The organism is Arenimonas alkanexedens, assembly GCF_054781355.1.
In genome coordinates this window covers 305,396-328,691 of sequence record NZ_BAAGUO010000002.1, presented here as the reverse complement: position 1 = coordinate 328,691, position 23,296 = coordinate 305,396, and the positions used below count along the sequence as shown (strand labels likewise).

Below are 23,296 nucleotides of genomic sequence, written 5' to 3'. Positions count from 1 at the left end.
TTCTATGCGCCATCACGCCGAAGCGACTGTACGCCGGCGAACTGCGGGCCACGCGATGACGCTTACGCTGATCCAGCGCGACGACTGCCACCTGTGTGACCTGGCCTGGGAAGTCCTGGCCGCGGCCGGCGTGGCCGACTTTGAATCGCTGTGGATAGACGCCGATGCCGGGCTTGAGGCGCGCTACGGCGAGCGCATTCCGGTGCTGCGGCGCGAGGATAGCGGCGCCGAGTTGGATTGGCCGTTTTCGGCGGAGGCGGTGCGGGGGTTTATGGCGGATCGGGACTGAAGTCCCGATCCCCGGTTATTAATTCGAAGGCACCAACACCAGCCGCGTCACCACCTTCACTTCATCGGGAATCATCCCAGTGTCGCTCCAGTCCCCACCGCCCACCTCGAAAGCCAGGCGCTTGAGCATCGCGTCGCCTTCGAGCACCGGCTTGGCGCCGGCGGTCCAGGTGAAGTTAAGCGCTACCGGCTGGCTGACGCCGCGCAGGCTCAGCTCGCCCTTGGCCACGTAGCGGTCGCCGCCCAGCGCGCGGAAGCGCGTCGCCACGTAGCGCGCTTCCGGCCGCGCGATGCTGTCGAAGAAATCCGGACCCAGCAGCAGTTCGTCGCGGTCCGCGTTCTGGGTGCCGGCGCTGGACAGGTCAATGCGCACGTCGAAGCGCGACTGCGCCAGGTCGGCGGGATCAAAGCGGATGGCCGGGCTGAAGTCGCGGAAGGCGCCTTCGAAGTTCTCACCCTGATAGCTGGCGCGGAAACCGAGCGTGGAGCCGGCCTCGGCGCGGTAGTCGGTGGCGCCGGCGGTGGCGGTGGCCAGCAGCAGGGACAGAAGGACGGGAAGGCGCATGGTCAGGCTCCGGAATCGTCGTGCGGTTTAGGCGCCGGCTTGGCCAGCGGCAGCATGCGCGCCAGGGTGCGGTCGCGGTCGATGTAGTGATGCTTGAGCGCAGCCAGTGCATGCACCGTGACGATCACCGCCAGCGCGATGAACAGCCACTCGTGTGCCGCCAGCGCGGCGTCGCGCAGCGGCTCGTCGCGATCGCTGAGGCTGGGCAGTTTGAAAAGACCGAACCAGCTGAGGTTGCGCGGCGGGTAGCCGGACGCCGAATGGTAGAGCCAACCGCTGATCGGCATCGCCAGCAGGATCAGATAAAGCACGCCGTGGGTGACGCTGGCGATCGCCGACTGCCAGCGCGGTGTGCCCGGGACCGGTGCCGGCGCGCCGGCGTACAGGCGCCAGAGAAGTCGCATCACGGTCAGGCCCAGCACCGTGAGCCCAAAGGTCTTGTGCAGCGAATAGAGCGTCGCCTTGGTGGAGGAAAACGACAGCTCCTGCATCAGCAGGCCCACTGCGATCAGGCCCAGCACCATCGCCACCGTCAGCCAGTGGATGCCCAGGCTGACGGCGCCCCAGGCTTGGTCGCTATTGCGGATCGGCATCGGAGTTCTCCGTTTCGTCAGGGGTCGCCTCGTCATCGCGCTCATCGTCGGCCTTGCGACGGCCGCGGATGGCTTCGGCTTCAATCTGCAGGGTAACCTCCGCGCCGACCAGGCGTTCCCAGGACGTCATTCCGAAATCCTGCCGGCGCAGGCGTCCGGTAGCGGAAAAGCCCGCGGTGCGTTTGAAGGTGAGCGGGTGCCGCTTGAGCGCATTCAGGGTGACGTCGAGGGCGACCTCGTGGCGGACGCCGCGCAGGCTCAGCTCGCCGAACACGCGTGCCTGGCCTTCGCCGGTGGCTTCGACCCGGGTGGATACGAAGCGCGCCACCGGCTGTGCGCCGGCGTCGAGGAAGGTGCGGTCGAGCACGCGCTCGTGCCAGCGGGCATCGCCCAGGTCGAGGCTGGCGAGCGGAATGTCCACTTCCAGCGTCGCCGTTGACCAGTCGTCCGGGTCGAACACCAAGCTGCCGCTGGCGCCGGAAAACGTGCCGATGGCGCGCGACAGGCCGGCGTGGTCGACCTGGAAGGCGATGCGGGTGTGCACCGGGTCGAGCTGGTATTCGCGCGCCGCGGCGCCGGCCTGGCCGGCAAGGGCCAGAAGCAGCAATCCCGGCAGGGCGTATGGCCCGAACGACATGGGCGTTCTCCTACAGCCCGGGAGTGGGCATGTCCTTAGTCTAGGCCGACCCGGTGATCGGAGGGTGCATGGCGTCGAAATGCAAGGTTGCACACGGTGTGAGCCGGCGCTGGCGGGCAAGCGCCTGGCTTTGGCTGCTGCTGTGGCCTGCGCTGGGGCTGGCCTCCACGGCCCCCTTGCCCGCGCTCGAAGTCGTACTGTTGCAGCGCACGCGCGACGGCGTGGTGTCCGACCTGCCTATGGATACGCGCCTTCTTCGCCTCGCACCCGGCGACGAGGCGCTGCGCATCCACGTGCGCCAGTCAGGGGCGCCGCCTGCGTCGCCGGCGCGCATCCGATTCCAGCTCCAGGGCCACGATCCGGGCTGGATGGAGCCCGAGCCGGTCGGCGAGCGCGTGTTCCATCGGCTCGGGCCCGGCAGCTATCGCCTGCGCATCGCCAGCACCGATGCCCAGGGCCAGTGGCGTGAAGCGACGGGTATCGCGGTCTGGGTCGAGCCGCCCTGGTGGCAGGGGCAGCATGCGCTGGGGATGTTCGGTCTACTGGGCCTGGTGCTGGTGGCCTTGTTCAGTCGTGAATTTCGCGCGCGTCATCGCCGGCGCGAGGCCTGGCGCATCAGTCAGGCACGCCAGCAGCTGGCCGAACAGCATTCAGAGGCCAAAAGCCGCTTCCTGGCGACGCTGGGCCACGAGATACGCACGCCGATGACCGGCGTGCTGGGCATGGCCGAACTGCTGCAGGACAGCGCACTCGACCCGCGGCAGCATGCGCAGGTCGAGGCCATCCAGCGCGCCGGCCAGCACCTGCTGCGGCTGGTGAATGACGCGCTCGACCTGGCGCGCATCGAGGCCGGCCGCCTCGAGCTTTCCCTGGCCCCGTTTGCGCTGCGCCCGCTGCTCGGCGAAGTGGCCGATTTGCTGCGGCCGCTGGCCGAAGCCAAGGGCCTGCAGTTTCGCCTTGCCTGCGCCTCGTCGCTGCCGCAGGCGCTGCTGGGTGACGCGACGCGGCTGCGCCAGATCCTGTTCAACCTGGGCCACAACGCCATCAAGTTCTGCGATGCCGGTGAGGTGAGCCTGCAGGTTGACGCGCGCGAGCCCGAGGGTTTGCTGCTGTCGGTGCACGACAGCGGTCCGGGCTTGGGCGCGGAGGAGCAGGCGCGAGTGTTTCGCCGGTTTGAGCAGGGCGGCGCCGGCAGTGGCAGCGGCGGCTCCGGGCTGGGGCTGGCGATCTGTCGTGAACTTGCGATCGCCATGAACGGTGGCATCTCGCTGGAAAGTGCGCCGGGGAAAGGCGCGCATTTCCAGGTTTCGCTGCCGTTGCCGGCGGTCGCGGCGCCGGTGGTCGTCGCCCGCGCCACGTTCAAGGACGCGGCTGCCCGCAAGCTGCTGCTGGTGGAAGACGATGCCGTGGTGGCCGACGTGGTCGCCGCGCTGCTGCAGCGGCAAGGGCATCAGGTGCGTCATGTGCCGCACGGGCTGGGGGCGTTGGCCGAACTCGCCGCCGAACGCTACGACCTGGCGGTGCTCGACCTTGATTTGCCGGGTATCGACGGTCTGCAGCTGGCACGGCTGCTGCGCGCCCGCGGGGAAACCCTGCCGCTGCTGGCGCTGACCGCACGCGCCGACGCCCAGGCGGAACCCGAAGCGCGGGGGGCCGGCATGGACGGCTTCCTGCGCAAGCCGGTCACCGGTGAGCTGCTGGCGGCGGCGATCGCCGGGCTGGACCCGGCACCGGCACTCACGCCTGGCGGCTGAACTCGTGCACCGCATCCACCAGCACGCCGACGTGGTCGGGGTTCATGTCGGGCGACATGCCGTGGCCCAGGTTGAACACGTGGCCGTGGTGCGAGCCGCCGTTAGCCGCGGCGTAGTCGTCCAGCGCGCGTTTGACCTCGGTGCGAATGCGCTCGGGCGAGGCGTACAGGGTGGTCGGGTCCAGGTTGCCCTGTAGCGCGACCCGGCCGCCGGTGCGACGGCGGGCGTCGCCCAGCGACACGGTCCAGTCCACGCCCAGGCCTTCGGTGCCGGTGGCGGCCAGTTCTTCGAGATAGGGCGCGTTGCCCTTGCCGAACAGGATCAGCGGCGTGCGCTCGGCGCCTTCGCCCCGGTCGAGCTCGGCGGCGATGCGCTGCAGGTAGCGCAGCGAGAACTCGCGATACACGTGCGGCGCCAACACGCCGCCCCAGGTGTCGAACACCTGCAGCGCCTGCGCACCGGCGGCGCGCTGCGCGGCGAGGTAGGCGATGACGGCGTCGGTGGTGACTTCCAGCAGACGGTGCAGGGCGGCCGGTTCGTTGAGCGCCATCGACTTGATGCGCGCGAAGTCCTTGCTGCCGCCGCCTTCGACCATGTAGCAGGCGAGGGTCCAGGGGCTGCCGGAGAATCCGATCAGCGGCACGCTGCCGTCGAGTTCACGCCGGATCAAACTGACCGCATCCATGACATAGCGCAGCGAGCTGCCCATGTCCGGCACCGCCAGCTTGGCGATGTCGGCCGGCGTGCGCACCGGGCGCTCGAACTTCGGGCCCTCGCCGTCGGCGAAATACAGGCCCAGGCCCATCGCGTCGGGAACGGTGAGGATGTCGGAGAACAGGATGGCGGCGTCAAGCTCGAAACGGCGCAGCGGCTGCAGCGTCACCTCGCAGGCCAGTTCGGGGTTGGTGGCCAGGCCCATGAAGCTGCCGGCCTGTTTGCGGCTGGCGCGGTACTCGGGCAGGTAGCGACCGGCTTGGCGCATCAGCCACACCGGGGTGCAATCGACGGGCTCGCGCCGAAGGGCGCGCAGGAAACGATCGTTCTTCATGGTCACGGTTTGTTCCGTCAACGGGGCGCGTCGGCGCCTTGGGCGAACATCACCAGGAATCCCTTGCGGACCTGGGCGTCGCGGGCTTTTTCGAAGGCGGACAGGGCCGCGTCGCGTTCGAGGTATTGCTCGCGCTTGAGTGAGGCCTTGCCGCCGATCTGGCCGGCTTCGCGCAGCAGCGTCCAGCCGCCGAGCAGGTCCTGCTGAAGCATCAGCTGGACGTACTTCGGCGCTTCGCCGGCAAGGGGTTTTTGCTGCATCAAAAGGCGCATAGGCCGCCAAGTTTACCCTGTGCAAGCAAATGTAGGAGGGCCTTCAGGCCCGAAGCTTTCCGCCTGTAGGAGGGCCTTCAGGCCCGAAGCTTTCCGCCAAGAGCTTCGGGCCTGAAGGCCCTCCTACAGGGGGGGCTGGAAGCGGTGGGGTCAGGCTTCGAGGATGGGGAGGATTTCGGACTCCGGGACGTCAGGCACCACCTCGGCCTGGCCCAGTCCGGCCCACAGGATCAGGCGGATCCGGCCCGACACGGCTTTCTTGTCCAGCTTCATCCGCCCCAGCAAGGCCTCGCCCGACAGCCCGGCGGGCAGGGCCACGGGCAGGTCGAAGCGTTCGAGCAGGGCGGCCAGCCGGGCGGTGTCCGACCAGGGCGCGCGGCCGCGGTCGGCCGACAGCCGGGCCGCCAGCACCATGCCCACCGCGATCGCCTCGCCGTGCAGCAGGCCGCCGTAACCCTGTTCGGTTTCGATGGCATGGCCGAAGGTATGGCCGAAGTTGAGCAACATCCGTTCGCCCTGCTCGGTCTCGTCGCGCGCGACGATGCCGGCCTTGTGGCGGCAGCTGGTGGCGATGGCGTAGGCCAGCGCGTCGGGATTGCGCGCCATCAGCGCCTCGGCGTTGTCTTCCAGCCAGGCAAAGAATTCAGCGTCGGCGATTGCGCCGTACTTCACCACCTCGGCCAGGCCGGCGCTGAGTTCGCGCTCGGGCAGGGTGTCCAGGGTGGCGGTGTCGGCCACGACCGCCGCCGGTTGGTGGAAGGCGCCCACCAGATTCTTGCCTTCGGGCAGGTCCACGGCGGTCTTGCCGCCCACCGAAGAATCGACCATGGCCAGCAGGGTGGTGGGCAGCTGCACGAAACGCACGCCGCGCATCCAGCACGAAGCCGCGAACCCGGCCAGGTCGCCGACCACGCCGCCGCCGAGGGCGACGACGGTGGCGTCGCGGCTGGCGCCCATCGCGGCCAGCGCCGCCATCACCTCGGCGAAGCGCGCCAGGGTTTTTTCCTGTTCGCCCGGCGGCAGCACCAGCGACTGCGTAGTTTTGCCGGCCAGTGCTGCCTGGACCTTGGCCAGGTAGTGCGGGGCGACGTTGCCGTCGGTGACCACCAGCGCGTGCCGGCCGGTGACCAGGCTGGCCAGGGCATCGGGCGCGTCAAGCAGGCCGCGACCGATGCGAATCGGGTAGCCGCGCTGGGCCAGTTCAACCTGGAGTTCGTGCACGGCCATCAGGCGGCTTCCGTGCGCTGCCAGCGCTGTTCGACCACGGCGCCCAGGCGCTCGGCGGCAATGGCGACGGTCAGGCCGTCGGCGTCGAAGGCCAGGTCGGCGAGGTCGCGGTAGATCGGGCCGCGTTCGAACGCCAGCGACTCGAGCTTGGCGCGCTTGTCGCCCACGGCCAGCAAGGGCCGGCTGCGGTCGCGGCCCAGGCGCTCGATCTGCTGGGCCACGCTGACCTGCAGGTTCACTACGAAGCCGCGCTCGCTGATCCGCTTGCGATTGGCTTCGGCCAGCACCGCGCCGCCGCCGGTGGCGATCAGTTGGCCGCGGCCGCGCATCAGGTCGGCAATCAGCGCGGTTTCGCGCGCGCGGAAACCGGCCTCGCCTTCGCACTCGAAGATCAGCGGCACCGGAGCGCCGGTCACTTCCTCGAGGCGGTGGTCGCAGTCGACAAAGGCCAGGCCCAGCCGCACCGCCAGGCGCTTGCCGATCGAGGTCTTGCCGGCGCCCATCGGGCCAACGAGGACGAGGTTGGGAGCGGGATTCATGGGACGCGATGCTAGCATCCCGGCATGGATGCCTCCTTGCCTTCGCTGTCGAAAATCACCCCTTGCCCCGCAGTCCCGCGATGACTCCCGGACCGGTGGTCGTAGCCGGCGCCGGCGACGTTGGCCTGCGCCTGGCGCGACTTCGCATCGCCTGCGGCGACGAGGTGGTCGCGGTGCGTCGCGGTGCCGGCGAGGCCTTGCCGAGGCTGCGCTGGCAGCGCGCCGACCTGGTCACCGGCGACGGACTCGCGGCGCTGCCGCGGCAAGCGAAGGCGCTGGTGTTCTGCGCCGCGCCCGACGTCCGCGACGAAGCCGCCTACCGCGCGCTCTACCTGGACGGCCTGCACCGGGCGATCGATGCCTGCGCGCCGGCCCGGGTCGTGTTCGTGTCCTCGACCGCGGTTTACGCCGAGGACGCCGGTGAGTGGGTGGACGAGTTCACGCCGGCACGCCCGCCGGGATTCAACGGTCAGGTGCTGCTCAAAACCGAACGCTCGCTGGCGGCGCATCCGAACGCCACCGCGCTGCGCTGCTCCGGAATCTACGGCCCCGGGCGCGGCACCCTTCGGCGCAAAGCGCGCGGCGATTCGCCCGGACGCTGGCACTGGACCAACCGCATCCATGCCGCCGACGCCGCCGCCGCGATCTCGCATCTGCTGGACCTGGCCGGCGCGCCGCCTTGTCTGCTGGCCAACGACGACCAGCCCGCGCTTGAGGCCCAGGTGTGGGCCTGGCTGCGCCAGCGCGACGGCTTGCCGGCCTTGGCCGCACCCGTCGCAGCGCCCGCCACGGGTCGTCGCGTCAGCAATGCGCGGCTGCGGGCCACCGGCTGGGCACCGGCCTTCCCCGACTACCGGGCCGGCTACGCCGACGTCCAGGACGGGGCGGGGTTATAGTCAGGTCGCCCGCCAATGGGCAGGAAAGGAGCAAGTCATGTCTACCGTCACCAAGGTAATCGAAGTGTCCTCCTCATCCAAGAAGGGCGTCGAAGACGCCGTCCAGTCCGGCCTGAAGAAGATCGGCAAGAGCGTGAAGAACATCCAGGGCGCCTGGGTCAACGACATCAAGGTCGTTTGCGGCCCCGACGGCGCCATCACCGAGTGGCGCGTGAACATGCGGGTCAGCTTCATCGTCAGCTGAATTCCCGGGTGCATGTGGGGAGCCTTCGGAGCGACAATGTCGCAAACGAGGAGCCCCGCATGACCGACCCTTACACCGAAGCCCTGGAAACCTTCACCGCCCTGCTGGCGGAGGCCACGGCCGGGGGTGACCCGGAGCCCACCGCGATGACCGTTGCTACCTGCGATGCGCAGGGGCGGCCGTCGGCGCGCACGGTACTGCTCAAGGCCTTTGACGCCCGCGGCTTCGTGTTCTACACCAACTTCGAAAGCCGCAAGGGCCAACAGCTGGCCGCCAATCCGCAGGCGGCCCTGCTGTTTCTCTGGAAGCAGCTGCGCGACCAGGTGCAGGTGAAGATCGAAGGCACCGTCGAGCCGGTGGACCTGGCCGAGGCCGACGCCTACTTTGCCTCGCGACCGCGGCCCAGCCAGCTTGGCGCCTGGGCCTCGCTGCAGTCGCGCACGCTGGAGTCGCGCGAACTGTTCGAGGCGCGCATCGAAGCCTTCGAGAAGAAGTTCGCCGGCGGCGACGTGCCGCGGCCGACGCACTGGTCGGGCTTCCGGGTGGTGCCCGAGCGCATCGAGTTCTGGTACGGCGCGAAGTTCCGCCTGCACGAGCGCCATCACTACGAGCGCGTGGATGGCCAGTGGCACCGGCGGATGCTGTTCCCGTGAGCCACGGCCCACGCCGCATCGTCTGCCTCACCGAGGAGCCCACTGAAGTCCTGTATGCCCTGGGCGAGCAGGACCGCATCGTCGGGATTTCCGGCTTCACGGTGCGGCCGCCGAAGGCGCGCAAGGAAAAGCCCAAGGTCAGCGCCTTCACCTCGGCCAAGATCGACCAGATCCTCGCGCTCAAGCCTGACTTTGTCGTCGGCTTCTCCGACATCCAGGCCGACATCGCCGCCGACCTGGTGCGGCACGGGGTAGAGGTTTGGATCAGCAATCACCGCAGCGTTGCCGGCATCGTTGACTACGTGCGGCGCCTGGGCGCGCTGGTCGGCGCCGCCGGCCAGGCCAACGACTATGCCGACGGGCTGCAGCGTGGTCTTGACGCGATTGCCGCCGAAGCCGCCAGCCTGCCGCGTCGCCCGAAGGTCTACTTCGAAGAGTGGGACGAACCGCGCATCAGCGGCATCCAGTGGGTGGCCGAGCTGGTCCGCATCGCCGGCGGCGACGACATCTTCCCCGAACTGGCGGCGCAGTCGCTGGCCAAGCACCGCATCCTTGCCGACGACAGCGAGATCATCGCCCGCGCGCCCGACATCGTCTTCGGCTCCTGGTGCGGCAAGAAATTCCAGCCCGGCAAGGTCGCGTCGCGCCCGGGCTGGGACAAGGTGCCCGCGGTGCGCACCGGCGAGCTGCACGAAATAAAATCCCCGCTGATCCTGCAGCCCGGGCCGGCCGCCCTCACCGACGGCGTCCGCGCGATGGCGGCGGTGATCAAACAGTGGGCCGGCCGGGCCGATTGATCGACCGATCGGCACGCGGCCTGCCCCTGGCTCAGGCCAGTGCGTCCACTCCGAGCTGCGCCAGCATTGCGGTCATCCGGCCGGCCTGCACCGCCTGCTCGCTGGACGCATTGCCCTGTTCGGCGCGCTTGGCCACGCCTTGGGCGATGGCGGCGAGGCGGAAGAAACTGAAGGCCAGCACGAAGGCCCAGTCGTCCGGAATCGGTCGGCCGCTGAGTTCGGAATAGCGCGCCAGCAGCGCCGCTTCGTCCGGAATACCCAGCGCCGCGCGGTCCAGGCCGGCCAAACCGGGCAGGGCGGGATTGCGCGGCAGCCGCAGCGCCATGCAGAAATAGCCGAGATCGGCCAGCGGATGGCCCAGCGTCGAAAGCTCCCAATCCACGATCGCGATGACGCGCGGCTGGGCCGGATCGAACATCAGGTTGTCGATGCGGAAATCGCCGTGCACCAGCGCCACCGTGCCGTCATCCACCGGGCAGCGGGCGGGCAGGGCGGCGATCAGTGCGTCCATCGCCGGGATCGGGCGGGTTTCGCTGGCGCGGTACTGTTCGCTCCAGCGCGTGAGCTGGCGCTGGAAGTAATTGCCGGGCTTGCCGTAGTCGGCCAGCCCCACGGCCGCGGGATCGATCGTGTGCATCGCGGCCATCGCCGCCAGCACGCCGTCGTAGATCGCGGCGCGGTCGGCGGGGCTGGCGTCAGGCAGCGAAGGGTCCCAGAAAATGCGGCCTTCGACGAAATCCATCAGGTAGAACATCGAGCCGATCACCGACGCGTCGGTGCACAGGTGCAGCGGCCGCGCCACCGGCGCCGGACCGCCGTGCAGGGCCTGCAGCACCCGGAATTCGCGATCCACGGCATGCGCCGAGGGCAGCAGCTGGCCGGGCGGCTTGCGCCGCAGCACGCAGCGGCCGCCGGGCCAGTCCAGGCGATAAGTCGGGTTCGATTGCCCGCCCTTGAACTTTTCCGCCGACAGCGGGCCCTGGAAGCCGGGCAGGTGCTGGGCCAGGTAGGCGGCCAGCGGCTCCAGCGGCAGGGCCATCGCGTCGTGCGTGCTCATGTCAGTAATAGGTCCAAAGGTCGCGTTTGCCGTGCAGGTGCGGCAGCGCGTTCCAACTGCCGAGCCGCAGGCGGCCGGCGTGGGGGTGGAATTCGCTGAGCGCACTGTTGCGCAGGGCGAGGTTGAGTTCGACGGCACGGTGATTGGGCACGTCCAGCGCGATCTGCGCCAGTCGCGAGATCACCCCGCCGGAGCTGAGCACCAATACCTCGGCGTCGCCCGCGAGCGCCTCGAGCCGGTCGCCGGCCGCGTGCACGCGTTCGCCGAAGGCGGCCCAGGTTTCGGGCAGGTCCGGGAGTTCGTCTTTCGCCCAGGCCAGCAGGGCGGCCTGCAGCATCGCGCCGACGTCGCGCGGCAGGCCGCTGCGGCTGGCGATGGCGACGGGATGTTCGGCGTTGTCCCGCAGCCAGGTGCTGAAGACGGCCTGGTGGTCGAATTCGGCGAAGCCGGGGTCGGCGACCGGCTCGGGCAGGTCCAGGCCCTGGGCTGCGAACGCTTCGATCACGCCCTCGGCGGTCTGGCGGTGCCGGCGCATGCCGCCCACCACGACCGCTTGAAAACGATGGCCGCCGCGCGCCAGCCACTCGCCCAGGCGACGCGACTGCAGGTGGCCGCGTTCGGAGAGATTGTCGTAATCGGCAGCGCCGTAGCTTGCCTGTCCGTGCCGAACCAGCAGCAGGCTCACTGGCCGAAGAACTCCTGCCGGAACTGGACGCGGATCGGCGTCGTGGCGCCTTCCGGCGTAACGGCGACATCGAAGGTCAGCGTCTCGATGCCGGACGTGCGCGCTTCGCCGAGGTAATAGATGGCCTCGCCTTCGCGCACTTCGCGCATGCGCAGGTTCACGCGCTGGCCGCTGGGGTTGGTCGCAGCCACCGTTACCTCGGCGGCGAGGGCACGGTCGGCGCCGGGCTCGCCCTTGCGCACGGCGATGTTCACCAGCGCGCGGTTGGCGGAGCGGGTAATGCCATTGCTGCGCGCGATGTCCGGGCTCAGGCTCGTCGTGGGCAGGGCGTTGTAGTGAACGGTGATGTCGCCGGCGCGCAGCGAGTTCTCGGCCAGTGCCGGCAGCGCAGAAAACAGCGCCAGCAGGGCGATCACGGCAGTCATCCGTCGCATGGGCATTCCTCCTCCAGACAGGCTCCCATCATCGCACCGCGCCCACCCCTGTGGGAGGCACTTCAGTGCCGATGCTTTCCGCGAAAATGATGGGGAGGTGAATTGCCGCCTCACCGAGGCGTCAATCGGCGGCAAGCTCGCGGCCGCGGGCGGTGGCCGCCCGGACGGCCCGGGCAACCACGTCGCGGAAGCCGCTGGCCTCGAAACTCTCCAGCGCCGCCTGGGTGGTGCCGCCCGGCGAGGTGACGCGCTGGCGCAGTACGGCGGCGGGCTCGCCGGACTCGCTGAGCATGCGTGAGGCGCCGAGCAGGGTCTGAAGCACCAGCGTTCGCGCGGTGTCGGGCGCCAGGCCCTCCGCTTCGCCGGCCGCCTGCATGGCCTCGGCCATCAGGAAGACATAGGCCGGACCGCTGCCCGAGACGGCCGTCACGGCGTCCATCAGGGCCTCTTCCGGAATCCAGGCGGTGAGCCCCGCCGTCTGCATCAGCGCGGTGGCGGCTTCGCGCTGGCCGGCCGAGACGGCGGCGTTGGCGTAGAGGCCGGTGGCGCCGGCGCCGAGCAGGGCCGGCGTATTGGGCATCGCCCGGACCACGGCCTGGCCGCCGCCCAGCCAGCGGTCGAGCTGTCCGGCGGTGACGCCGGCGGCCACCGACACCACCAGCGGGCGATGGATCTGGGCCAGGGTGGCCAGGCCTTCACAAACCTGGCGCATGACCTGGGGCTTCACGGCCAGCACCCAGGTTGCGGCGCCGTCGGCGGCTTCGAGGCCGGTCTCGCGCACCCGCACGCCGAAATCGGCGGCCAGCGCCTCGCGCAGTGCCGGCACCGGCTCGGCCACGCGCACCGACTCCGGCGCGCTGCCGCGTGCCAGCAGTCCGCTGATGAGACTGCGCGCCATATTGCCGCCGCCGATGAATGCGATCGTTTGATTGTTCATGCCTGGGCTCCGGAAGTGGGGGTCATTGGCCGCGCGGGCCGAACAGGGCCGTGCCGATGCGCACCAGGGTGGCACCTTCGGCGATGGCAAGGTCGAAGTCGTCGCTCATGCCCATGGACAGGGTGTCGACGTCGGGGAAGCGGGCCGCGAGCTGCTGCTGCAGTTCCCGCAGTTGCCGGAAGCTGGCGTGTCGCCGGGCCGGGTCCGGATGCGGTTCGGGAATGGCCATCAGGCCGCGCAGGCGCAGCCGCGGCGCCGCCGCCACCGCCTCGGCCAGGGCCATCACCTCGTCGGGGCGGCAGCCGGATTTGCCGGCCTCGCCGTCCACGTTCACCTGCAGCAGCACGTTCAGGCGCGGGCGGCCGGGCGGGCGGGCCTGGTCCAGGGCGGCGACCAGCTTCACGCGATCCACCGACTGCACCCAATCGAAGTGCTCGGCGGCCTCCCGACACTTGTTGGACTGCAGGTGGCCGATCAGATGCCATTCGAGCCCGAGCTCGGCCAATTCCACGGACTTGGCCACGCCTTCCTGCACGTAGTTCTCGCCGAACGCCTGCTGCCCCGCCGCGGCCAGTTCACGCACCGCCGCGGCGGGTCGGGTCTTGGACACCGCCAGCAGCCCGACCTGACGTGGCCGGCCTGCCACCAAGGCCGCGTTTTCAATGGATTGCAGGACGTTGTGAAGAGCCGGATGCAGCGGTTCCATGGGGGGTATTCACCTTCGTGGATAGGGATATACTGCCCCGGGGATGCGCGCTCGCCTATCCGTTTGATGCGCTAAGGGGACTCAATAAAATGGACATTGCCGAACTGCTGGCATTCTCTGTCAAGAACAAGGCTTCAGACCTTCACCTGTCGGCCGGCCTGCCGCCCATGATTCGCGTTGACGGTGACGTCCGCAGAATCAACATCCCCGCACTGGACCACAAGCAGGTCCACGCGCTGGTGTACGACATCATGTCGGACAAGCAGCGCCGCGACTACGAGGAATTCCTCGAGGTCGACTTCTCGTTCGAGATCCCGGGCCTGGCGCGCTTCCGCGTCAACGCGTTCAACCAGAACCGTGGCGCCGGCGCCGTGTTCCGCACCATTCCCAGCCAGATCCTCACCCTCGAGGAACTGTCCGCGCCCAAGATCTTCGCCGAGCTGTGCAACCAGGCCCAGGGCCTGGTGCTGGTGACCGGCCCGACCGGTTCGGGCAAGTCCACGACCCTGGCGGCCATGGTCGACAGCGTGAACAAGAATGAATTCGGCCACATCCTCACCGTCGAGGACCCGATCGAGTTCGTCCATACCTCCCAGAAGTGCCTGGTGAACCAGCGCGAGGTCCACCGTGACACCCACGGTTTCAACGAGGCCCTGCGCTCGGCGCTGCGTGAAGACCCCGACTACATCCTGGTCGGCGAAATGCGCGACCTCGAGACCATCCGCCTGGCGCTGACCGCCGCGGAAACCGGCCACCTGGTGTTCGCCACCCTGCATACCTCGTCGGCGGCCAAAACCATCGACCGCATCATTGACGTGTTCCCGGCCGGCGAAAAGCCGATGGTCCGTTCCATGCTTTCCGAGTCGCTGCGCGCGGTTATTTCGCAGTCGCTGCTCAAGAAAGTCGGTGGCGGCCGCGTCGCGGCGCACGAGATCATGATCGCGACCCCGGCCATCCGTAACCTTATCCGCGAGGACAAGGTCGCGCAGATGTATTCGGCGATCCAGACTGGCCAGCAGTACGGCATGCAGACCCTCGACCAGTGCCTCCAGGACATGGTCAAGCGCGGTCTGGTGACCAAGCTGCAGGCCAAGGAATACGCCAAGGACAAAAAGATTTTCGAATGAGGCCACTGCCGGTCGGGGGGCTGGCAGGAAGCCACATGAGCACCGCCGCCCGGCCAAGGCCGGGGCGGCAGAACAGGAGCAAGCATGAGCAGCATCGACTTCACCTCCTTCCTGAAGCTGATGGCGCACAAGAAGGCCTCAGATCTGTTCATCACGGCCGGCGTTCCGCCGTCAATGAAGGTCAACGGCAAGCTTTCGCCGATCACCCAGAACCCGCTCACGCCGCAGCAGTCGCGCGACCTGGTGCTCAACGTCATGAACCCCTCGCAGCGCGAGGAGTTCGAAAAGACGCACGAGTGCAACTTCGCCATCGGCGTTTCCGGCGTCGGCCGGTTCCGTGTGTCCTGCTTCTACCAGCGCAACCAGGTCGGCATGGTGCTGCGTCGCATCGAGACGCGGATCCCGACGGTGGAAGAGCTCAGCCTGCCGGCCATCATCAAGACGCTGGCGATGACCAAGCGCGGCATCATCCTGTTCGTGGGTGCGACCGGCACGGGTAAGTCCACGTCGCTGGCGGCGATGATCGGCTATCGCAACATGAACTCCTCGGGCCACATCATCACCATCGAGGACCCGATCGAGTTCGTGCACAAGCACGAGGGCTGCATCATCACGCAGCGCGAAGTCGGCATCGACACCGACAGCTGGGACGCAGCGCTGAAGAACACGCTGCGCCAGGCGCCCGACGTGATCATGATCGGCGAGGTGCGTACCCGCGAGGGCATGGACCACGCGATCGCGTTCGCGGAAACGGGCCATCTGGTGCTCTGCACGCTGCATGCCAACAACGCCAACCAGGCCATGGACCGCATCATCAACTTCTTCCCGGAAGATCGTCGAAGCCAGCTGTTGATGGACCTTTCGATGAACCTCAAGGGCGTGGTGGCGCAGCAGCTGATTCCGACCCCGGACGGCAAGTCGCGTCGGGTGGCGATGGAAATCCTGCTGGGCACGCCGCTGGTGCAGGACTACATCCGTGACGGCGAGATCCACAAGATCAAGGACGTCATGAAGGAGTCGACCAACCTGGGCATGAAGACCTTCGACCAGGCGCTGTTCGATCTCTACCAGGCTGGCGAGATCAGCTACGAGGATGCCTTGCGCTTCGCCGACTCCTCCAACGAGGTGCGCCTGAAGATCAAGCTGGCGCAGGGTGGCGATGCCCGCACCCTGTCGCAGGGACTCGACGGTGTCGAGCTATCCGAGGTCAGCAAGTAGCTTTCCGGCCTGACCGAAGAACGCCGGGCTTGCCCGGCGTTTTTTTGTCCGGGGCGTGGCGTTGGGCGTCGGGCATCAGGCGCCGTCGTCACCGCGGAAGCGAGGGTCACTTCCCACTCAGTGAAGCCTTTTATTTCGCGGGAAGTGACCCTCGCTTCCACGGCGCCGCCGGATCGTGGAGCTATGGTTTGCTGATCGGCGAGACGGTGCCTTGGTCGCGCTTTGCTTGCGCCTGCGGCAGCGCGTTCTCTCCCTCGGCATTTTTCTGCGGATCCGGCTTGGTTAACTCGTCACATGCGGTGGTGTCGGGTGCCGCCTAGCGCGGCGCGTCCCTTCGGACACTTTTAGGTTGAGCCGGCGCAAGCGCGAGTGTGCGGGCCAGTCCGACGTTCCAGGCCCCAACGTGCCGGAGGGTCACAAGCCTTTGGGCTGCGCTGCGACACCGCTACATCGTGCGAAAGCGGCGCCGCGACACAGCTACATCATGCGCAGCCGGCGCTGCGACGATCAGCACCTGCCCGCGCTAGAATCCCCCCATGCAAACCCCGCAATATTTGGCCGATCACTTCCTGGTAGCCATGCCAGCCCTGGACGACCCCAATTTCCACCGTTCCGTGACCCTCGTCTGCCAGCACGATGCCGACGGCGCGATGGGGATCGTGATCAACCGACTGGCCGATTACACCGTCGGTGAACTGCTCGACCACCTCCAGCTGATGACCGAAGACCCCGAACTGGCTACCCGCGCCATCGTTGCCGGCGGGCCCGTGCACGCCGATCGTGGCTTCGTGCTGCATGGCGACGACAGCGAATGGAATTCGACTCTGCACGTGGCGCCGGGCCTTTCGGTGACCACGTCGCGCGACATCCTGCAGGCCATGGCCAGCGGCGAAGGTCCCCGGCAGGTGCTGGTGGCCCTGGGCTATGCCGGCTGGTCGGCCGGCCAGCTTGAGGAAGAGCTGGCCCAGAACAGCTGGCTCACAGTGCCCGTTGACCAGAGCATCGTTTTCGACACACCGCTGGACGAACGCTGGCATGCCGCCGCCCGCCAGCTCGGCGTCGACATCTCGCAAATGGCTGACTACTCGGGACGCGCATGACCGGCCCCGTCACCCTGCTCGGCTTCGACGTCGGCGCCAAGCGCATCGGCGTCGCCGTCGGCAACACCGTCACCGCGAGCGCCCGTGAGGTTGGGGTCCTGGACGTACACGCGAACGGACCGGACTGGGTCCGGCTCGATCGCTGGATACGCGACTGGCGGCCCGATGCCCTCGTGGTGGGCGACCCGATTCCGGCCGACGGCGGCGACCAGCCGGCGCGGCAGCGCGCCCGCGGCTTCGCGCGCGAGCTGGTGCGGCGCTATGCCGTGCCGGTGGAGCAGGTGGACGAAGGCCGCAGCTCGATTGAGGCCGCCCAGCGCTTTGCCGCCGGGCGCGCCGCCGGCACCCGCAAACGTTCCCAGGCTGACCAGCTCGACGCCGTCGCCGCCGTGGTGATTCTCGAGCGCTGGTTGGCCGACCCCGGCATTCGCACCCCCCTCGACCTCGGTGAAACCAAGCCATGAGCCACGACCTGCAGCTCGGCCCTGACGGCCGCCTCCGCCACCTGCTCACGCTCGACGGACTCGATGCCGGCCAGGCCGGGGACCTGCTCGAACGCGCCGAGCTGATGCTGCCGCATGCCCATGCCGGCATCGCGCTGCGCGGCCGGCACGCCGGGCGCACGCTGTGCACGCTGTTCTTCGAAGCGTCCACCCGTACCCGCAGCAGCTTCCAGCTGGCGGCGACGCGGCTGGGCATGGACGTGCTGAACTTTGATGTTGCGACCTCGTCCACGAACAAGGGCGAGAGCGCGCTCGATACCTTCAAGACCATTGAAGCGATGGGCGTGGACGTGTTTGTTGTCCGCCACGCCAGCGAGGGCGCGGTGGCTGAGCTTGCGGCGGCGGCCGGGCCGGGCACCCACATCATCAATGCCGGCGACGGGCGCGCTTCGCACCCGACCCAGGGCTTGCTGGACATGCTGACCCTGCGCCAGCACAAGGGCGCCGACCTGTCGGGTTTGAAGGTGCTGATTGCCGGCGACGTGCTGCACTCGCGGGTGGCCCGCTCCGACCTGCATGCGCTGCGGGCGCTGGGCTGCGGCGAAATCCGGGTTTGCGGCCCCGCCAATCTGCTGCCCGACGCCGGCGTGCTGCGCGGCTGTCGCGTTGTCGAGGGCTTCGACGACGCGGTGGCCGGCGTGGATGCGGTGATCATGCTGCGGCTGCAGCGCGAGCGGATGGCGCAGGGCCTGGTGGCGTCGCTGGAGGACTACTTCCGCGACTACGGGCTGGACGCCGCGCGCCTGGCCCTGGCGGCGCCTGGCGCGGTGGTGCTGCATCCCGGCCCGATGAATCGCGGCGTCGAGATCGACGGCGTGGTCGCCGATGGCCCGCAGTCGCTGGTGCTGGCGCAGGTCGCGAACGGCCTGCCGGTGCGGATGGCGGTGATTGACGCGTTGCTGAGCTGACTACTCGCTGGCGACGCTGCCGTTGCGGAACTGCCAGGTGCGGGTGATGTGCAGCACGTCGATGTTTTCCTCGGTGCGCGGCAGCGGCGGGAACGGTTCGGACAGGCGCACGATGCGCATCGCGGCCTGGTCCAGCACGCCCAGCCCGGAGCTGCGGTTGAGCAGGATCTCTTCGATGCTGCCGTCCCGGCGCACCGCCACCGTCATCACCAGGCGGCCACCCAGGCCGCGCCGACGGGCTTCGTCGGGGTAGTTCAGGTTGCCGACCCGCTCGACCTTGACCACCCAGGCGCGCAGGTAGCTGGCGTACTCGTATTCCTTGGTGCTGGCCGAGACGAACTTGCGCTTGGGGCGTTTGGCGCGCAGTTCCTGCCGGCGCTCGATCTCGGCCGCCAGGCGCGCCATTTCCAGATTTTGTTCGATCAGCTCGCGGCCGGGCGCCAGCAGGCTGGGTTCGGTCTCGCGCTGGTCCTTGGGCGCGGGCAGGGCGAACTCGTTGGGGGAGGTGGTGCTGAGCAGGCGCGGCGTCGGCTGGGGTTCGGGCGGCGGCGCCTGGGCGATCATGGTTTCCGGCGCCAGGCCGGGCTCGGGCTTGGGTACCGGGGCCAGCTGTTCTTCGCGCGGACGCTCGGCCACGTCGCTGTCGCCGCCGCCCTGGTTATTGGCCTGGGCGATGAAGTCGGCATCTTCGGGAGCCGCGTCGCTGCGGGTTTCGGTCAGGATCACGTCCAGGGTAGGGGTGATCGGCGCCGCGGCGTCCCGGGCGAAGCCCACGCCCAGGATCAGCACGCCGAACACGACCAGGCTCAGCGCCAGGGTGGCGCTGAGCCGCTCGGACGGGCCGATGACGGGTGCCGCCATCTCAGCCCTGGCCGGCCCGGCGGGCCTCGATGGCGTCGAACAGCTGGCCGGCAATATTCAGGCCGAACTGGGCGTCCAGCTCCCGGACGCACGTGGGGCTGGTGACATTGACCTCGGTGAGGTAGTCGCCAATCACGTCCAGGCCCACGAACAGCATGCCCCGTCGCTTGAGCTCGGGACCCACCTGGGCGGCGATCCAGCGGTCCCGCTCGGACAGCGGGCGGCCCTCGCCGCGGCCGCCGGCGGCCAGGTTGCCCCGGAACTCGTCGCCCTGGGGAATGCGGGCCAGGCAGTAGGGAACCGGCTCGCCGTCCACCAGCAGGATGCGTTTGTCGCCGGCGGTGATTTCCGGAAGGTAGCGCTGGGCCAGGGCCAGGTTGCGGCCGTGGTCGGTCAGGGTCTCCAGGATCACGTTCAGATTCGTGTCCCCGGTCCTGACCCGGAAGATGGAGCGGCCGCCCATCCCGTCCAGCGGCTTGAGCACGACGTCGCCGTGCTCGGCCACGAAGGCCCGCAGCTCGGAAGCGTCCCGCGATACCCGGCTGGGGGGGCAGCATTGCGGGAAATGCAGGGCTCCCAGCTTCTCGTTCAGGTCCCGCAGGCCCTGGGGATCGTTGACCACCAGCACGCCTTCGGCCTGGGCCAGGCCCAGGATGTGGGTGTCGTAGAGGTAGTTGGCGTCGAAGGGCGGGTCGGTCCGCACCAGCACCACGTCCATCTCGGCCAGCGGGCGGCGCTGGACCGGCGCCAGCTCGTACCAATCGGCCGGATCGTCCCGGACCTGGGCCACTGCCATCCGCGCCATGGCCCGCTCTCCGTCCAGCGACAGACCCCCCGGCGGCACGTAATGAACGCGGTGCCCGCGGCGCTGGGCCTCGAGCATCATCGCAAAGCTAGTATCCTTGCCGATCTTGATACGGTTGATCGGATCCATCACCACGGCCACGTCCAGTGCCATCGGCGTTGCAACTCCATCCTTGCGGAACCCTAGACTATCAGGGCCTCCCGGCGATGGTGCGGCGGGCCACTGGAGAACCGTGACGTGCTTGACACATTCCGGCTCGGCTGGGATATAAGCTAATAATGTGTAGGGTCTGTGCAGACCTGCGCACTGCCAGGGACAGCATCGCAATGGGGAGTGAGATGGAAGACAACCACCTGGCCGGCTTGCGGGTCATGGTCATTGACGACTCGAAGACGATCCGCCGCACCGCCGAAACCCTCCTGAAAAAGGAAGGTTGCGACGTCGTGACGGCTACGGACGGTTTCGAGGCGCTGGCGAAGATCGCCGACCACCAGCCGCAGATCGTGTTCGTGGACATCATGATGCCGCGCCTCGACGGCTATCAGACCTGCGCACTGATCAAGAACAATCAAATGTTCAAGCACACGCCCGTGATCATGCTGTCGTCCAAGGACGGCCTGTTCGACAAGGCGCGTGGCCGCATCGTCGGCTCCGAGCAATACCTCACCAAGCCATTCACCCGCGATGAGCTGCTCTCCGCCATCCGCAAGTACGTGCCGGCGGGCTGAGGCCGACCTTATGGCGAAGTCCTCGTCCCCGCAGCGCGCCAATCCGTTCGACATCTTGTTCGACTACGAGGCGCGCTCGCTCGCCCACGTGGCCGGCCGGCCGGAGATGATCGAGGCGCCGGGGCACTGGCGCGGCGTTGGCTTCCGGCTGGGCCAGCGGCGCCTGGTGTCTTCGTTCGACGAAGTGGTCGAAATCCTGCCCCTGCCGCCGGTGACCCCGGTGCCGGGCGCGCATGCCTGGATGCTGGGCGTGGCGAACGTGCGCGGTAGCCTGCTGCCGGTCGTCGACCTCAAGCAGTTCCTCGAGGGCGACCGCACCGTGGTGCACGAAGGGCAGCGCTGCCTGGTGGTGCGTCAGGCCGGCGGCAACGTCGCGGTCATCATTGACGAGCTGTTCGGCCAGCGCACTTTCAACGATTCCCACCGGGCCGAGATGGCCGGTGAGAACGACGGCCGCTACGGCCATTTCGTCGAGCAGGTCTACCGCCTGGCCGACCAAACCTGGGGCGTGTTCAACATGTCGTTGCTGACGCGCACTCCCGAATTCCGCCAGGCCACCGCATAAGTGGCTGTCCAAGGTTCCACTCATTTGTTTTTTACAGGGGTTGAGGTCCAGTTATGAGCACTAATTCGCGCTCGTTCACCGACAAGCTAACTAATTTCGGCCTGGGCTTCTGGGCGTTCATCCTGATCGTTTCCCTGTTGGTATTCGGCGCGAACTTCATCTACGCGTCCTACCTCAACAATCAGGAAAACAACGCACGAGGCCTCACCGCCGACCTCCAGGTGCTTTCGCAGCAGCTCGCGAAATACACCCAGGAAGCCGTTGACGGTAACGCCGACGCCTTCACCGAGTTCAAGGCCACCAAGGCCCGCATCGACTCGATCGTGGCGGCCTTGCGGACCGGCAGCACGGAAGAGAACGTCCCCGGCTACGAGGGTGACCTCAATGCCCAGGGCGTCTCCAGCGCGCTGGCCAAGGTGACCGAGACCTGGACCCCGATGGCCGAGGCCGCGGACCGCATCACCCAGAGCGAGGACGAGGTGCTCAACCTCGCCGACACCGCCGCCCAGTTCACCGCGCGCGTGCCGCGCCTGGCCTTCCAGCTCGACGAAGTGGTGCGGTCGCTGTCCGACGCCAACTCGCCGGCTTCGCAGATCTCCATCGCCAACCGCCAGCTGGTGCTGGCTGACCGTATGTCGCGTCGCGTGACGGAAATCGTTGCTGGTGGCGAGAACGCAGTGTCCGCGGCCGACGCCCTCGCCCGCGACGCCGGCGTGTTCGCCTCCGTGCTTGAAGGCTTCCGGGACGGCAACGCCGAGGCGGGCTACAACCGCATCACCAGCGCCAACGGCGTCGCCAACCTGCAGGCTGCCTCGGACCTCTACGCCGAGGCCCAGGCCGACCTGGACATCATCCTCGAGGCCGCGGCCGACCTGGCCGAAGTGCAGTCCGCCGCGACGCAGATCTCCGAGGACTCCAACGTCCTGCTTGAGAACAGCCAGGCGCTGTTCGCCAGCTTCGACAACATCAACTACCAGCGCGTCTTCCCGAACAACTACTTCGCCATCGGCGGCGCCGCCGGCGCGGGCATCGGCATCATCGGCCTGCTGTTCACCATCTTCCGCGACCAGCGTCGCCGCCTCGGCACCACCCAGGAGCTCAACCAGCGTAACCAGGAGGCGATTTTGCGCCTGCTGGACGAAATGGGTTCGCTCGCCGAAGGCGATCTGACGGTCAAGGCCACGGTCACCGAGGACATCACGGGCGCCATCGCCGACTCCATCAACTTCGCGGTCGAAGCGCTGCGATCGCTGGTGTCCACCATTAACGAAACGGCCGTGCAGGTCGCCGCCGCCGCGCAGGAAACGCAGGCTACCGCCATGCACCTGGCCGAGGCCGCCGAACACCAGGCGCAGCAGATCACCAGCGCCTCGGCGCAGATCAACGAAATGGCCTCGTCCATTGACGAAGTGTCGAAGAACTCCGCCGAGTCGGCCGACGTGGCGCAGCGCTCCGTGCAGATCGCCGCCAAGGGCGCCGAAGTGGTGCGCCAGACGATTCAGGGCATGGACAACATCCGTGACCAGATTCAGGAAACCTCGAAGCGAATCAAGCGACTGGGCGAAAGCTCGCAGGAAATTGGTTCCATCGTTGAACTGATTAACGACATCTCCGAGCAGACGAACATCCTGGCGCTTAACGCCGCCATCCAGGCGGCCTCCGCCGGTGAAGCGGGCCGAGGCTTCGCGGTCGTGGCCGACGAAGTGCAGCGACTCGCGGAACGCGCCTCGAACGCGACCAAGCGAATCGAAGCCCTGGTGCAAACGATTCAGTCCGATACCAACGAAGCCGTCAGCTCGATGGAACAGACCACCGCGGAAGTGGTGGCCGGTGCGCGACTGGCCGAGGACGCCGGCCTGGCCCTGGGCGAGATCGAAAAGGTCTCGAACGACTTGGCCGACCTCATCCAGAACATCTCCCAGGCGGCCCGCCAGCAGTCCACCGCGGCGACCAACATCACGGCCACCATGTCCGTGATTCAGGAGATCACCACCCAGACCTCGCAGGGTGCGAGCCAGACGGCGGAGTCGATCGGAAACCTCGCCCAGCTGGCTGCCGACCTCCGTCGCTCGGTCGCCGACTTCAAGCTGCCGGGCTGATGCCCGCGATCGGCTTGCCCCTGGACTCACCCCGGTACGGGCGCTCCTCC

Annotated in this window: 28 protein-coding genes; 14 read left to right on the top strand and 14 right to left on the bottom strand. The window is 68.2% G+C overall.

All coding sequences use genetic code 11. The annotated features are described in order from the left end of the window. Positions 1-55 precede the first annotated feature (55 nt). Entirely contained in the window at positions 56-289 is a 234-nt protein-coding gene (locus tag ACYVGY_RS06120) for a glutaredoxin family protein (protein ID WP_460456579.1), read from the top strand. Positions 290-307: 18 nt separating this feature from the next. Here the strand turns inward: ACYVGY_RS06120 and ACYVGY_RS06115 are convergent, their stop codons facing one another. Genes ACYVGY_RS06115 through ACYVGY_RS06105 form a run of 3 tightly spaced genes read right to left on the bottom strand, consistent with a single transcriptional unit; the run spans position 308 to position 2,083 of the window. After that, positions 308-853, bottom strand: a complete 546-nt coding sequence (locus ACYVGY_RS06115; protein ID WP_460456578.1) for a YceI family protein — start codon at positions 851-853, stop codon at positions 308-310. A 2-nt stretch (positions 854-855) separates the two neighbouring features. Beyond that, the gene (locus tag ACYVGY_RS06110) at positions 856-1,446 is read right to left on the bottom strand and encodes a cytochrome b (protein ID WP_460456577.1); all 591 of its coding nucleotides are present in this window, start codon (positions 1,444-1,446) and stop codon (positions 856-858) included. Then, positions 1,430-2,083 (bottom strand): YceI family protein, encoded by a 654-nt coding sequence (locus ACYVGY_RS06105; RefSeq protein ID WP_460456576.1) that lies wholly within the window; start codon positions 2,081-2,083, stop codon positions 1,430-1,432. The genes ACYVGY_RS06110 and ACYVGY_RS06105 overlap by 17 nt, the downstream gene beginning before the upstream one ends. A 98-nt stretch (positions 2,084-2,181) precedes the next feature. On the opposite strand from ACYVGY_RS06105, the gene ACYVGY_RS06100 reads away from it, so the two are divergent. Further along, positions 2,182-3,837 (top strand): ATP-binding protein, encoded by a 1,656-nt coding sequence (locus ACYVGY_RS06100; protein ID WP_460456575.1) that lies wholly within the window; start codon positions 2,182-2,184, stop codon positions 3,835-3,837. On the opposite strand, the gene hemE is transcribed toward ACYVGY_RS06100, so the two are convergent. From hemE to ACYVGY_RS06080, 4 genes are all read right to left on the bottom strand, one after another. Further along, positions 3,821-4,885, bottom strand: a complete 1,065-nt coding sequence (gene hemE, locus ACYVGY_RS06095; protein ID WP_460456952.1) for a uroporphyrinogen decarboxylase — start codon at positions 4,883-4,885, stop codon at positions 3,821-3,823. The genes ACYVGY_RS06100 and hemE overlap by 17 nt on opposite strands. A 17-nt stretch (positions 4,886-4,902) precedes the next feature. Then, entirely contained in the window at positions 4,903-5,157 is a 255-nt protein-coding gene (locus ACYVGY_RS06090; protein ID WP_460456574.1) for a WGR domain-containing protein, read from the bottom strand. A gap of 150 nt (positions 5,158-5,307) precedes the next feature. After that, positions 5,308-6,384, bottom strand: a complete 1,077-nt coding sequence (gene aroB, locus ACYVGY_RS06085; protein WP_460456573.1) for a 3-dehydroquinate synthase — start codon at positions 6,382-6,384, stop codon at positions 5,308-5,310. After that, the gene (locus ACYVGY_RS06080) at positions 6,384-6,923 is read right to left on the bottom strand and encodes a shikimate kinase (protein ID WP_460456572.1); all 540 of its coding nucleotides are present in this window, start codon (positions 6,921-6,923) and stop codon (positions 6,384-6,386) included. The genes aroB and ACYVGY_RS06080 overlap by 1 nt, the downstream gene beginning before the upstream one ends. A gap of 80 nt (positions 6,924-7,003) precedes the next feature. Between ACYVGY_RS06080 and ACYVGY_RS06075 the strand changes: the two genes are divergently transcribed. From ACYVGY_RS06075 to ACYVGY_RS06060, 4 genes are read left to right on the top strand one after another with little or no spacing between them, the layout of a single operon-like run. Beyond that, complete coding sequence (locus ACYVGY_RS06075) at positions 7,004-7,819, top strand: NAD-dependent epimerase/dehydratase family protein (protein WP_460456571.1); 816 nt, start codon at positions 7,004-7,006, stop codon at positions 7,817-7,819. Positions 7,820-7,856: 37 nt separating this feature from the next. After that, a complete protein-coding gene (locus tag ACYVGY_RS06070) occupies positions 7,857-8,063 on the top strand; it encodes a dodecin family protein (RefSeq protein WP_460456570.1) in 207 nt (68 codons plus the stop codon). Positions 8,064-8,122: 59 nt separating this feature from the next. Continuing rightward, positions 8,123-8,716 (top strand): pyridoxamine 5'-phosphate oxidase, encoded by a 594-nt coding sequence (gene pdxH, locus ACYVGY_RS06065; protein ID WP_460456569.1) that lies wholly within the window; start codon positions 8,123-8,125, stop codon positions 8,714-8,716. Further along, complete coding sequence (locus ACYVGY_RS06060; RefSeq protein WP_460456568.1) at positions 8,713-9,513, top strand: cobalamin-binding protein; 801 nt, start codon at positions 8,713-8,715, stop codon at positions 9,511-9,513. The genes pdxH and ACYVGY_RS06060 overlap by 4 nt, the downstream gene beginning before the upstream one ends. 31 nt (positions 9,514-9,544) lie before the next feature. Here ACYVGY_RS06060 and ACYVGY_RS06055 read toward each other — a convergent pair whose 3' ends face one another. The 5 genes from ACYVGY_RS06055 to ACYVGY_RS06035 all read right to left on the bottom strand — a co-directional run bounded on the left by ACYVGY_RS06055 (position 9,545) and on the right by ACYVGY_RS06035 (position 13,323). After that, a complete protein-coding gene (locus ACYVGY_RS06055; protein WP_460456567.1) occupies positions 9,545-10,570 on the bottom strand; it encodes a phosphotransferase family protein in 1,026 nt (341 codons plus the stop codon). A gap of 1 nt (position 10,571) precedes the next feature. Continuing rightward, a complete protein-coding gene (locus ACYVGY_RS06050) occupies positions 10,572-11,255 on the bottom strand; it encodes a histidine phosphatase family protein (RefSeq protein ID WP_460456566.1) in 684 nt (227 codons plus the stop codon). Beyond that, a complete protein-coding gene (locus tag ACYVGY_RS06045) occupies positions 11,252-11,689 on the bottom strand; it encodes a DUF4426 domain-containing protein (RefSeq protein ID WP_460456565.1) in 438 nt (145 codons plus the stop codon). The genes ACYVGY_RS06050 and ACYVGY_RS06045 overlap by 4 nt, the downstream gene beginning before the upstream one ends. A 121-nt stretch (positions 11,690-11,810) precedes the next feature. Beyond that, positions 11,811-12,626 (bottom strand): pyrroline-5-carboxylate reductase, encoded by an 816-nt coding sequence (proC, locus tag ACYVGY_RS06040; protein ID WP_460456564.1) that lies wholly within the window; start codon positions 12,624-12,626, stop codon positions 11,811-11,813. A 22-nt stretch (positions 12,627-12,648) separates the two neighbouring features. Then, positions 12,649-13,323, bottom strand: coding sequence for a YggS family pyridoxal phosphate-dependent enzyme (locus ACYVGY_RS06035; RefSeq protein ID WP_460456951.1), 675 nt, complete (start codon positions 13,321-13,323; stop codon positions 12,649-12,651). A 98-nt stretch (positions 13,324-13,421) separates the two neighbouring features. On the opposite strand from ACYVGY_RS06035, the gene ACYVGY_RS06030 reads away from it, so the two are divergent. The 5 genes from ACYVGY_RS06030 (at position 13,422) to ACYVGY_RS06010 (ending at position 18,188) form a co-directional block, all read left to right on the top strand. Continuing rightward, the gene (locus ACYVGY_RS06030; RefSeq protein ID WP_460456563.1) at positions 13,422-14,459 is read left to right on the top strand and encodes a type IV pilus twitching motility protein PilT; all 1,038 of its coding nucleotides are present in this window, start codon (positions 13,422-13,424) and stop codon (positions 14,457-14,459) included. Between the two features lie 84 nt (positions 14,460-14,543). Continuing rightward, the gene (locus tag ACYVGY_RS06025; RefSeq protein ID WP_460456562.1) at positions 14,544-15,677 is read left to right on the top strand and encodes a PilT/PilU family type 4a pilus ATPase; all 1,134 of its coding nucleotides are present in this window, start codon (positions 14,544-14,546) and stop codon (positions 15,675-15,677) included. A 536-nt stretch (positions 15,678-16,213) separates the two neighbouring features. Next, positions 16,214-16,777, top strand: coding sequence for a YqgE/AlgH family protein (locus ACYVGY_RS06020; protein ID WP_460456561.1), 564 nt, complete (start codon positions 16,214-16,216; stop codon positions 16,775-16,777). Beyond that, positions 16,774-17,241, top strand: a complete 468-nt coding sequence (ruvX, locus tag ACYVGY_RS06015) for a Holliday junction resolvase RuvX (protein WP_460456560.1) — start codon at positions 16,774-16,776, stop codon at positions 17,239-17,241. The genes ACYVGY_RS06020 and ruvX overlap by 4 nt, the downstream gene beginning before the upstream one ends. Beyond that, positions 17,238-18,188, top strand: coding sequence for an aspartate carbamoyltransferase catalytic subunit (locus tag ACYVGY_RS06010; RefSeq protein ID WP_460456559.1), 951 nt, complete (start codon positions 17,238-17,240; stop codon positions 18,186-18,188). The genes ruvX and ACYVGY_RS06010 overlap by 4 nt, the downstream gene beginning before the upstream one ends. On the opposite strand, the gene ACYVGY_RS06005 is transcribed toward ACYVGY_RS06010, so the two are convergent. Together ACYVGY_RS06005 and gshB are read right to left on the bottom strand one after the other, a co-directional pair. Next, on the bottom strand, positions 18,189-19,049 hold the full coding sequence (locus ACYVGY_RS06005) for an energy transducer TonB (protein ID WP_460456558.1): 861 nt from the start codon (positions 19,047-19,049) through the stop codon (positions 18,189-18,191). Between the two features lies 1 nt (position 19,050). Further along, positions 19,051-20,007, bottom strand: coding sequence for a glutathione synthase (gene gshB / locus ACYVGY_RS06000; RefSeq protein ID WP_460456557.1), 957 nt, complete (start codon positions 20,005-20,007; stop codon positions 19,051-19,053). Positions 20,008-20,192: 185 nt separating this feature from the next. On the opposite strand from gshB, the gene pilG reads away from it, so the two are divergent. From pilG to ACYVGY_RS05985, 3 genes are read left to right on the top strand one after another with little or no spacing between them, the layout of a single operon-like run. After that, positions 20,193-20,582: a twitching motility response regulator PilG gene (pilG, locus tag ACYVGY_RS05995; RefSeq protein ID WP_460456556.1), complete on the top strand. Its 390-nt coding sequence runs from the start codon at positions 20,193-20,195 to the stop codon at positions 20,580-20,582. Between the two features lie 10 nt (positions 20,583-20,592). Next, complete coding sequence (locus ACYVGY_RS05990; RefSeq protein WP_460456555.1) at positions 20,593-21,147, top strand: chemotaxis protein CheW; 555 nt, start codon at positions 20,593-20,595, stop codon at positions 21,145-21,147. Positions 21,148-21,200: 53 nt separating this feature from the next. Beyond that, positions 21,201-23,246 (top strand): methyl-accepting chemotaxis protein, encoded by a 2,046-nt coding sequence (locus ACYVGY_RS05985; protein ID WP_460456554.1) that lies wholly within the window; start codon positions 21,201-21,203, stop codon positions 23,244-23,246. Positions 23,247-23,296: the final 50 nt, after the last annotated feature.

Excerpts from the sequence above, each read along its gene's own strand:
- ACYVGY_RS06120 (WP_460456579.1), top strand. The coding sequence starts at position 56 with ATGACGCTTACGCTGATCCAGCGCGACGACTGCCACCTGTGTGACCTG.
- ACYVGY_RS06115 (WP_460456578.1), bottom strand. The coding sequence starts at position 853 with ATGCGCCTTCCCGTCCTTCTGTCCCTGCTGCTGGCCACCGCCACCGCC.
- ACYVGY_RS06110 (WP_460456577.1), bottom strand. The coding sequence starts at position 1,446 with ATGCCGATCCGCAATAGCGACCAAGCCTGGGGCGCCGTCAGCCTGGGC.
- ACYVGY_RS06105 (WP_460456576.1), bottom strand. The coding sequence starts at position 2,083 with ATGTCGTTCGGGCCATACGCCCTGCCGGGATTGCTGCTTCTGGCCCTT.
- hemE (WP_460456952.1), bottom strand. The coding sequence starts at position 4,885 with ATGAAGAACGATCGTTTCCTGCGCGCCCTTCGGCGCGAGCCCGTCGAT.
- ACYVGY_RS06090 (WP_460456574.1), bottom strand. The coding sequence starts at position 5,157 with ATGCGCCTTTTGATGCAGCAAAAACCCCTTGCCGGCGAAGCGCCGAAG.
- aroB (WP_460456573.1), bottom strand. The coding sequence starts at position 6,384 with ATGGCCGTGCACGAACTCCAGGTTGAACTGGCCCAGCGCGGCTACCCG.
- ACYVGY_RS06080 (WP_460456572.1), bottom strand. The coding sequence starts at position 6,923 with ATGAATCCCGCTCCCAACCTCGTCCTCGTTGGCCCGATGGGCGCCGGC.
- ACYVGY_RS06075 (WP_460456571.1), top strand. The coding sequence starts at position 7,004 with ATGACTCCCGGACCGGTGGTCGTAGCCGGCGCCGGCGACGTTGGCCTG.
- ACYVGY_RS06070 (WP_460456570.1), top strand. The coding sequence starts at position 7,857 with ATGTCTACCGTCACCAAGGTAATCGAAGTGTCCTCCTCATCCAAGAAG.
- pdxH (WP_460456569.1), top strand. The coding sequence starts at position 8,123 with ATGACCGACCCTTACACCGAAGCCCTGGAAACCTTCACCGCCCTGCTG.
- ACYVGY_RS06055 (WP_460456567.1), bottom strand. The coding sequence starts at position 10,570 with ATGAGCACGCACGACGCGATGGCCCTGCCGCTGGAGCCGCTGGCCGCC.
- ACYVGY_RS06045 (WP_460456565.1), bottom strand. The coding sequence starts at position 11,689 with ATGCGACGGATGACTGCCGTGATCGCCCTGCTGGCGCTGTTTTCTGCG.
- proC (WP_460456564.1), bottom strand. The coding sequence starts at position 12,626 with ATGAACAATCAAACGATCGCATTCATCGGCGGCGGCAATATGGCGCGC.
- ACYVGY_RS06030 (WP_460456563.1), top strand. The coding sequence starts at position 13,422 with ATGGACATTGCCGAACTGCTGGCATTCTCTGTCAAGAACAAGGCTTCA.
- ACYVGY_RS06025 (WP_460456562.1), top strand. The coding sequence starts at position 14,544 with ATGAGCAGCATCGACTTCACCTCCTTCCTGAAGCTGATGGCGCACAAG.
- ACYVGY_RS06020 (WP_460456561.1), top strand. The coding sequence starts at position 16,214 with ATGCAAACCCCGCAATATTTGGCCGATCACTTCCTGGTAGCCATGCCA.
- ruvX (WP_460456560.1), top strand. The coding sequence starts at position 16,774 with ATGACCGGCCCCGTCACCCTGCTCGGCTTCGACGTCGGCGCCAAGCGC.
- ACYVGY_RS06010 (WP_460456559.1), top strand. The coding sequence starts at position 17,238 with ATGAGCCACGACCTGCAGCTCGGCCCTGACGGCCGCCTCCGCCACCTG.
- ACYVGY_RS06005 (WP_460456558.1), bottom strand. The coding sequence starts at position 19,049 with ATGGCGGCACCCGTCATCGGCCCGTCCGAGCGGCTCAGCGCCACCCTG.
- gshB (WP_460456557.1), bottom strand. The coding sequence starts at position 20,007 with ATGGCACTGGACGTGGCCGTGGTGATGGATCCGATCAACCGTATCAAG.
- pilG (WP_460456556.1), top strand. The coding sequence starts at position 20,193 with ATGGAAGACAACCACCTGGCCGGCTTGCGGGTCATGGTCATTGACGAC.
- ACYVGY_RS05990 (WP_460456555.1), top strand. The coding sequence starts at position 20,593 with ATGGCGAAGTCCTCGTCCCCGCAGCGCGCCAATCCGTTCGACATCTTG.
- ACYVGY_RS05985 (WP_460456554.1), top strand. The coding sequence starts at position 21,201 with ATGAGCACTAATTCGCGCTCGTTCACCGACAAGCTAACTAATTTCGGC.